At 54.2% G+C, this 8,046-nt stretch carries 9 protein-coding genes; 5 read left to right on the forward strand and 4 right to left on the reverse strand.

Annotation, left to right across the window (positions count from 1 at the left end; genetic code table 11):
* Window positions 1-481: FUSC family protein (locus ACZ25G_RS09150; protein WP_463682238.1), on the reverse strand; the 481-nt coding region annotated here is incomplete at its 3' end.
* 105 nt (window positions 482-586) lie between these two features.
* Between ACZ25G_RS09150 and lepB the strand changes: the two genes are divergently transcribed.
* On the forward strand, window positions 587-1,111 hold the full coding sequence (gene lepB, locus ACZ25G_RS09155; RefSeq protein ID WP_463682239.1) for a signal peptidase I: 525 nt from the start codon (window positions 587-589) through the stop codon (window positions 1,109-1,111).
* Between the two features lie 260 nt (window positions 1,112-1,371).
* On the opposite strand, the gene ACZ25G_RS09160 is transcribed toward lepB, so the two are convergent.
* Both ACZ25G_RS09160 and ACZ25G_RS09165 read right to left on the reverse strand, forming a co-directional pair.
* Window positions 1,372-3,546, reverse strand: coding sequence for a sensor histidine kinase (locus tag ACZ25G_RS09160; RefSeq protein ID WP_463682240.1), 2,175 nt, complete (start codon window positions 3,544-3,546; stop codon window positions 1,372-1,374).
* Window positions 3,521-4,207 (reverse strand): response regulator, encoded by a 687-nt coding sequence (locus ACZ25G_RS09165; protein ID WP_191482971.1) that lies wholly within the window; start codon window positions 4,205-4,207, stop codon window positions 3,521-3,523. The genes ACZ25G_RS09160 and ACZ25G_RS09165 overlap by 26 nt, the downstream gene beginning before the upstream one ends.
* A 556-nt stretch (window positions 4,208-4,763) precedes the next feature.
* Here ACZ25G_RS09165 and ACZ25G_RS09170 point away from each other — a divergent pair.
* Window positions 4,764-5,486 (forward strand): LytR/AlgR family response regulator transcription factor, encoded by a 723-nt coding sequence (locus tag ACZ25G_RS09170; protein WP_463682241.1) that lies wholly within the window; start codon window positions 4,764-4,766, stop codon window positions 5,484-5,486.
* Window positions 5,487-5,778: 292 nt separating this feature from the next.
* Window positions 5,779-5,964, forward strand: a complete 186-nt coding sequence (locus tag ACZ25G_RS09175) for a hypothetical protein (protein ID WP_191482954.1) — start codon at window positions 5,779-5,781, stop codon at window positions 5,962-5,964.
* A gap of 107 nt (window positions 5,965-6,071) precedes the next feature.
* On the opposite strand, the gene ACZ25G_RS09180 is transcribed toward ACZ25G_RS09175, so the two are convergent.
* Window positions 6,072-6,782: a tRNA 2-thiocytidine biosynthesis TtcA family protein gene (locus ACZ25G_RS09180; RefSeq protein WP_463682242.1), complete on the reverse strand. Its 711-nt coding sequence runs from the start codon at window positions 6,780-6,782 to the stop codon at window positions 6,072-6,074.
* A 346-nt stretch (window positions 6,783-7,128) separates the two neighbouring features.
* Between ACZ25G_RS09180 and rplM the strand changes: the two genes are divergently transcribed.
* Together rplM and rpsI are read left to right on the forward strand one after the other, a co-directional pair.
* Window positions 7,129-7,557, forward strand: coding sequence for a 50S ribosomal protein L13 (rplM, locus tag ACZ25G_RS09185; RefSeq protein WP_463682243.1), 429 nt, complete (start codon window positions 7,129-7,131; stop codon window positions 7,555-7,557).
* Between the two features lie 22 nt (window positions 7,558-7,579).
* A complete protein-coding gene (gene rpsI, locus ACZ25G_RS09190) occupies window positions 7,580-7,978 on the forward strand; it encodes a 30S ribosomal protein S9 (RefSeq protein ID WP_191482951.1) in 399 nt (132 codons plus the stop codon).
* Window positions 7,979-8,046: the final 68 nt, after the last annotated feature.

Genomic DNA, 8,046 nt, shown 5'->3' on the forward strand with positions numbered 1-8,046 from the left:
GGCGGGGGAAAAGGAAGCGGTTGACCAAAACCGCCAGCACGATGCCAATGCCGGTATCAATGACCCGGTCCGCCACATAGAGCAGGGAGTTTTGAATCCCCCGGTCTAGGTTGGTGGCAATGTTGAGGAACACAATACAGCAGATGGCCGCGGACTCCTTCCTGCCCAGAAGGTTGGTCAGGTAGATGGCCAGAAGCAAAAATACCGGGATCACCAGCACATAGGCCCAGGTGTAGTATTGGGGGATGAGCCTGGACGCTTCCAGCAGCAAAAAGCCTACAAATCCGCCGCAGAGGGTGCCGATAAAGCGGTGGATCCCCGCATGGAGGGATTTTTCCGTGGTGGGCTGCATACAGATGACAGCGGCAATACAGGAGTAAAAGGCGTTCTCCCGATGCAGCAGGATGGACGCCACCAAACAGAGCAACACCGCGACGCCGGTCTTGACCATCCGAAGGCCCGGCTTATACCGCCAATTCATGGACATGCCCCCCACTTGCAAAGCTACTGTATTTAGTATACCATAAAAGAGGCCGGTCAACAATGGAAAACCGGCCCAATTGATAGGAAAGGAACTGTACCCCCTATGGATCAAGCAAAAGTCAAGCGTGTTTTTAAGGAGTGGATTCTCCCCTTTGCCATAGAAATCCTGGTGGTTTTTCTCCTCATCAAATTTGTCTTTTTCTTTGCCACCGTGCCCACCGGCTCCATGATCCCCACCATCAACAAAGGGGACTGGCTTTTCACCCTGCGGATGTACAATCCGGAGGAAAACATCCAGCGGGGGGATATCCTGGTCTTTGAAAGCGACGAGTTGGGCGAGACCCTGATCAAACGGGTCATCGGCCTGCCCGGCGAGGAAGTGGTGGTGGACGACCAGGGGAAAGTTTACATCAACGGGGAGCTGCTGGACGAGCCCTATGTGAAAAATCCCTCCACCACCTCCGGCTCTTTCCAGGTGCCGGAGGGATGCTACCTCTTTTTCGGGGACAACCGGGCCGGTTCCTACGACGCCAGGGATTGGGAAGACCCCTATATCCCAGCGGACAAGATCATCGGCAAGGCCGTCTTTAAGCTTTGGCCCCTGACCCAGATGGGGGTTTTGGAATAAGAAGCGCAAAAAAGCAGCTGCTTTTGCAGCTGCTTTTTTCATCCCACCTACCGGGCGGGCAGAGCCCGCTCCCAAGCCGCGCTGTGGTGTCAATCGCAACAAGGTTGCGGGCATCGCGTACAGTGTCTCAAACAAGACCAAGGGCGCGTCATCCTCGCCGGCAGGCGCGCGCTGTGGTTTCAATCGCAACATAGTTGCGGGCATCGCGTACAGTGTCTCAAATAAAACCAGAGGCGCGTCTTGCTGCCCGCTAGGGCGGCCTATTGGAGCTCTTCGGGAGGCTCGTCAGGGAACTGATGCAGCTGCCGGAGAGGCTCTACCACCTCAAAATCCAGCGTGACCTTGAACAGGTCGCCATCCACGGCAATATCCATCTCGCCGCCCATCAGCTCGGTAAAGCTCTTGGCAATGGACAGCCCCAGCCCGGAGCCCTCGGTGGACCGGGCCGCGTCCCCCCGGACAAAGCGCTCCATGATCTCATTGGTATTAAAGTTCATCTCGTAGGAAGCGATATTCTTGATGACAAAGATGGCCCGCTGCTCCCACCGGAACACGTCAATATACACCCTGGTCCCTTTCAAGGAATACTTGACGGCGTTGAGGATTAGGTTGGAGAGCACCCGGTTGAGCCTGCGGCCGTCGGCGTTGATATGAATCCGCTTTTGGGGCACATTGACCCGGAAGTCCAGACCGGAGGGGGCAATCTTTTCATCCAGCTCCGCCACCGTCTGCTCGACCAGCTCGCCGAAGTCGATGACGGCAAGCTCCATCTCCATATTGCCGGAGTTTGCCTTGGACACCTCAAACAGGTCCTCAATGAGGGTCTTCAGCCGCATGGACTTGCGCTCCAGGACCTTTACATAATCGTTGGCAAAGTCAGGGGTCAGCTCCTCGTTTTTCAGCAGATCCACATAGTTGATGATGGAGGTCAGCGGCGTTTTCAGGTCGTGGGATACATTGGTAATCAGCTCGATTTTCATCCGCTCACTTTTGGTGCGCTCCTCTACCATCTTGCTGATGCCCTCGTTGATGCCGTTGAGATCCATCGCGAAATCGAAGAGGGGATCGCTGGGATAGGGGATCAACGGCGCCGGATTCTCCCCCTCCCGGATGGCGTGGACATGATCCATCATCCGCCCCAGGTTTTGCAGGGAATTCCGGTACCGGTCGATAAACCGGTAGCCCACCAGAAGCCCAATCCCCGCGGCGAGGAGGGCCAGGAAGACGAAGAAGCCTTCCCCCATGACGCCGATGGCGAAGAAGATGGCGCCCAGCACGGCAATGCCCACCTCGATGCCAAAGAAGATGGCCATCTTCCGGGACTGCCGCTTCTGGAAGGGGTATTTCATACTATATTTATTGACGGCCTTAAACAGGGTGTTGACGCTGTTCTGCCGGAACACCTGCAGCCCGTTGTGTTTAAAGTCCAGGCAGATCAGGTAGATAGGCCAATAGGCCAGTGGCGCGGCCAGAAGGAGGGGCGGTGAATCAAAGGAGAGGGCAAAGGCGGAGACGCCCAGGGCGATGAGCAGGACATAGGCCACAATTTTGGCCTCCAGCCAAATCTTGGAAAGTCCCGCCGCCATCTGCTGGGAGAAAAGGAGCCGCCGTTTGCGGAAGACGCAGGAGAGGATGAAGAGCACCAGCCCTGCCCCGAAGCAGCAAAGGGCGATAACCGCTAAATAGCGGCTGACCTCATGGCCCAGATAGACCGAATAGGCCCAGTTGCCATAGGAGGCGAAGGCGCCCAGGTCCTCCCGGACGGCGATGATGACCGTCATGTGCTCATAGGCGGATTGGTCGCCGGGGATCCAGGAAAAGATCTCCTCGGCGCCGCCGTAAAAGCTGGGGTAGGTAAAGTCCCCCTTCGGCCCGGAGCCGGAAAACTGCCCCTGATTCAGATAGACCAGATAGTGGTATTCGCTCCGATGCGCCTCGATGTAGGCCTTAAACTCCTCCAGGGAGCCAAAGTCTGTGTTGGTATACTCCCGGTGGAATTCCGCGTCGGTGTCGTCGTTGACAAAATAAACCTGCCGGACGTCCCGGTCGGTGTAGAAATTCTCTTTTTCGTCTCTTAGCTCATTGTCCTTGTTCTCTTCCCAGTCCTCCCGGAACTTTTCCTCCTGGAGGGTGATTTCACCATCGGTCAGCTCCGGATAATAGCCGTACTGGTTGTAATAGTCGTTATAGTAGTTATCCCAGTACTGCGACTTATAGTCCTCAAACTGGGGGTTATAGGTGACAATGGTATAGCCCTCGTAAAGAGTTTGGCTCATCATCTCCTGAAAATTCCAGGTCTCGGTGTAGTCATCCTCATAAAACTGCCGGGAAAGCAGATACGGGATGGACGCCAGGGAGGCGACGATGAGCCAGATGCCTATAAAATAGGCCGCAAAGACAGCGCCACCCTTAGATTTTTTCGATTTTGTATCCAATGCCCCACACCACCTTCAAATATTTGGGTTCTTTTGGGTTGATCTCGATTTTTTCCCTGATGCGGCGGATGTGTACGGCAACGGTATTTTCCGGGGCAAAACTGGGTTCATTCCAGACCCGCTCATAGATTTCGTCAATGGGGAACACCCGGTTCTGGTTTTCCATCAAAAGTTCCAGGATCCGGAATTCAATAGGGGTCAGCTTGACATATTCACCGTCTACCGTCAGGGTTTTGTCCACCGTGTTCAGGACAAGTCCGCCTGTCTTGAGCACGTTTTCCTGCTTGGGCATATCCCCCAGGGTCACATACCGCCGCAGGGCGGAGCGGACCCGGGCAATCAGCTCCAGGGGGTTGAAAGGCTTTGTGATATAATCGTCGGCACCCATATTGAGTCCCAGAATCTTGTCGGTATCCTCGCTTTTGGCCGAGATGAGGATGATGGGGATGTTGCGATCCTGGCGGATCTTCACCATGGCGCCAATGCCATCCAGGCGGGGCATCATGATATCCAGCAGGATCAGGTGGACGGTGTTGTCTGAAAGCATCTCCAACGCCTGCAGCCCGTCGTAGGCCTTCAGCACATTCAGTCCCTCATTCTTCAGATAAATCCCAATGGAATCACAAATCTCCTTGTCGTCATCCACGACCAATACGGTCAGATCCTGCATATTCCGTTCCTCTCCTTTAGGTTTTTCACGTTTTCGGCGCCGCCGGGGCCCTGCCCCTTCCGCGCCAATAACGCTATTATACCACAATTCTCTTTCTCACTGTGATTATACGGAGGATTTCTTACAGGGCGGAACATGTTTTCCTTACGAATTTCTTACTTCTCCATGCTATTCCTGAAAGGAAACACCGGGAATATGGGCTTTGCTGGAAATGCTTCCCCGTTGCATCCAAAAATTGGTTATCAAACCTTTCGCATGTTGCACAAATCAAAAACGCCAATAGGACGATAAAAACGTTTTTTGTTAGTACATATTTGTAAAATTTGGCGAATTTTACGGAATTCACAAAAAAGCATGTTCATTTTTGTCATAGTGTATTATAATAAAGATGTATTGGTATATCTATATGACCCAATGGTCTGCCCGACGGTCCCCAAGTCATCAGGTCTGGGCAGACGGTGAAGCCGCTACACACATCATACTCATCACAAAATTTAACGTCGGAGAAAGTAGATTCTCCCCCTAAGGGAGGCAGGGAAATACCATGATGAACATTGCAATTTACGATCCATCCCAGGAAGACGGCCAGGCTTTGGAGGCCCTGGTCCGGCAGATGATGGAGGGCAAAGCAGAGGGCCCCGCTGAGACGGACACCTTCACCAGCCTGGAGAAGATGCTCGATTCCATGTACACCTGTCAGCGTGTGTTTGACATTGTGTTCTTATCCACCGACGGCACCGCCGATGACATGACAGCGCTGTCCCAGAAGGTGCGGAAATACAACCGTTTCTGCCCGATCATCTTCATCGGGCCCCAGGATATTTCCAACCTGGAGCTACTGGATATCCCCGGCGCCGCCTTCATAAAAAAGCCTCTGTCCGAGGCTGTGGTGGAGCCGGCCCTGGACAAGGCTTTGGCCGGTTATGACCCGGAAAAGGCCCGCCACGTTTTGATCCGCACCGCCCGGAAAACCTACGACCTGCTGCTTGATAACCTGCTGTATCTGTCCAGCTGCCGGCGGATTGTGACCCTCTACACCCGGCAGGGATTCACCTTTTCCTGCTATACCAAGCTGGGGGATCTGGAGGCCCTGATCTCTGACCGGCGCTTCCTCCGGTGCCATCAGAGCTATCTCGCCAACATGGATTACATCACCAACATTGTCGGTCACACCTTTATTATGGAGGGCGGCGCTGAGGTGAAGATCCGCCAAAGCGGCATCTCCAAAATCAAAGAGCGCTACTTTGCCTGGGCCCTGGGCCGGTATTAAACGTCAGAGATCATAAAGCGGCGATGGAAATTTCCATCGCCGCTTTTCCATCTTCCGGGAAAATGTCCTCCCGCTGCCCTAAGGCCCCTTCCCCCGGATTTTTCGCTCCCGCCGGACAGCCCCGGAATGAACCACCGATTCATGGAAAATATTTCTATAATATGCGCATATATCATCTCATGTAGGCCATAATGATGTAAGATTACCATCACATCAACATCAAATGTTATGCATACAGAGAACTGGCTTTTTACTAAAATTAGACCAAGAGCCAATATAATGAGGTGATCACATGGCAAAAATCCCTTTTACATTCCGTTTCGACGAGACCTGTCACGCAAAGATCCGCAAAATTGCCCAGCGGGAGAAGCGATCCATGTCCAATCTCATCGAGTACCTCTGCTGGAAGGAGATCGAGGCCCATGAGGCAAAATACGGGGAGATCCTGCTGACTGAAGAGGATTTTTCTGAGGAGTAAGGATAGGACGCTTTTCGACTCAGCGTTTCTGCACCCCCTCGGGATGAGATAATAAACGAAGAGGCGGCGGACTTTTGGTCCGCCGCCTTTTTATGCCTTGTTCTCCCTCACCAGCCGCTGACATGGGCCCGGACCATGGCGCCGAACAGCCGCTTTTTAAAGCCGGGATGCTCCTTTTCCATGGTGTCCAGATACTCCTTGGCCCACTGGCGCTGGGTGAAGGTGTCCGCCGGGCACTTGCTCTTGACCACCGGCAGCCGGCACCGGCGCTGGGCCGACCCAATATCCCGCTCCGGGGCGAAGACCAGGGGCCGGATCATGGTCAAATCCTTCCGGGAGAGGTAGGACACCGGGGAGAAGCAGCCGATCCGCCCCTCGTGGAACAGGTTGAGGAGGAAGGTCTCCACCGCGTCGTCCCAGTGATGGCCCAGGGCGATCTTGTTGCAGCCCTTTTCCTTGGCCGCGTCGTGGAGGGCGCCCCGCCGCATCCGGGCGCAGAGGCTGCAGGGGTTCTTCTCCTGGCGGATGTCAAAGACCACCGGGCCGATGTCGGTGCGCTTGAGGACAAAGGGGACCTCCAGCTGATCGCAGAGCTTCTGGATGGGGGTGTAGTCGGTGGGGACGCCGCCGAACATGGGGTCCAGGGTCACGGCTACCACCTGATAGTCGATGCCGATAAACTTCCGCAGCCGGCACAGCCCGGTGAGGAGCACCACCGAATCCTTGCCGCCGCTGACCCCTACGGCCACCCGGTCCCCGTCCTCCAGCATCTGGTAGTCGGTGATGGCCTTGCGCATATAGCCCAGGATCTTCTGCATCTTCCTTCCCCCCTTCTCAAAACCTGTTCTATTGTACAGGAAATCAGCGGGCCTGGCAATCCCCTTTTCCCCCGCCGGGCTTTCGGGAGACTGCAAAAAAGTGAAATAGCGCGTGAGAATGAGAGAGAAATCCGGCGTTTGGGAGAGAAATCGAGAGAAAGCACAGATGTAAATTAAATTTTTGCAAAAAAGGTATTGACACCCTAGGGCTTCTTCACTATAATGGTACATGCGACTTGATGTCTAAACCGCTTAGGAAAGCGGGTTTTGATAGAAAAGTTTCACTTTTCCCGCTGCCGTTCCCCCAGAGGAGGCGGCCGGAAGATACTTGTAGGAGGTAAAACGTATGTCAACAACAATGCCAAAAGCTGGCGAAATCAGCCGCAAATGGTATGTGCTGGACGCAGCTGACAAGCCCCTGGGCCGCACCGCTGCTCTCGCCGCCCATATCCTCAACGGCAAACATAAGCCCACCTATACCCCCCATGTGGACTGCGGCGATCACGTCATCATCATCAACGTGGAAAAAGCTGTCCTCACCGGCAAAAAGCTGGAGCAGAAATATTACCGTCATCACACCGGCTGGATCGGCGGCCTCAAAGAGACCAGATACGACAAGCTGATGAAGGAAAATCCTGAGAAGGCCATGATGCTGGCTGTCAAAGGAATGCTGCCCTCCAACACCATCGGGGCCAATTCTCTCAAGCGCTGCCGCGTATTCAAGGGCGCGGAGCATACCCATGCCGCACAGAACCCCGAAAATTGGTCTCTATAAGATAGGAAAGGAGGACATTTAAATGTACGATACAAAACCATTCTTTTACGGAACAGGCAGAAGAAAACATTCCGTTGCCAGAGTGAGACTCTATGCAGGCAGCGGTTCCATAAAGATCAACGGCCGTGATATCGACGATTATTTCGGCCTGGATACCCTGAAACTCATTGTCCGCCAGCCCCTGGAGCTGACCAACACCAACGGCAACTTTGACATTGTCTGCAACGTTGGCGGCGGCGGCGTCACCGGACAGGCCGGTGCTATCCGTCACGGCATTGCCAGAGCACTGCTGGAGTACAACGAGGAGCTGCGCCCCATTCTGAAAAAAGCCGGCTTCCTCACCCGCGATCCGCGTATGAAAGAGCGTAAGAAATACGGCCTCAAAGCCGCACGCCGCGCTCCCCAGTTCAGCAAGCGATAAAACTGTTTCAAAACAGCTCAAAAACCCCGAAACCATGCGGTTTTCGGGGTTTTTCCTTTTCAAATCCT

It is taken from the genome of Zongyangia sp. (assembly GCF_965361945.1).